The 474-nt window shown below is 40.5% G+C and carries 1 pseudogene; it reads right to left on the reverse strand.

Annotation, left to right across the window (positions count from 1 at the left end):
• Positions 1-474, reverse strand: a pseudogene (locus KH893_RS11875) (bifunctional acetaldehyde-CoA/alcohol dehydrogenase); the annotation flags it as partial.

Here is a 474-nt window from a genome sequence, read left to right on the forward strand (position 1 = left end):
GTAATCGCGTTTTTCTCGTAATAAATTTCTTTTGGAAGGCGAACCCACTGTGGACGATTGCGACGACGAGCAACCGTTTTAATATTTAGCAAATCGTAAGTAGATAAGTTATGTGACAATGAATTCTTCCCCCATGATCCTGTACCGAGCGTCATACTTGGCCGCAAAGCATCCGTATAAATATCACCTACTCCACCAATTGAGTCAGGCTGATTGACAAGAATTCGTGAAACAGAAACCGCATCAGCATATTCTTTGACAAATGGATCATTTAGAGCCCCAATCTGAATAGCGGCATTATGACCAGCACCCTGATAATTCAAAAGCCTTTGAACAACTTTAATTGCCTCCTTACGATCAGCAACTTTATAAACAGAAAGCAGAGGACTGAGTTTTTCAGAGGAAAGCTTTTCGCCAATATCATTTTTGTCGAGTTCAAACAGGAGTACATCCTTACCTTCGGGTAGATTAATT

Origin of the sequence: Liquorilactobacillus sicerae (assembly GCF_029916425.1) — a bacterium.
Classification (GTDB): domain Bacteria; phylum Bacillota; class Bacilli; order Lactobacillales; family Lactobacillaceae; genus Liquorilactobacillus; species Liquorilactobacillus sicerae.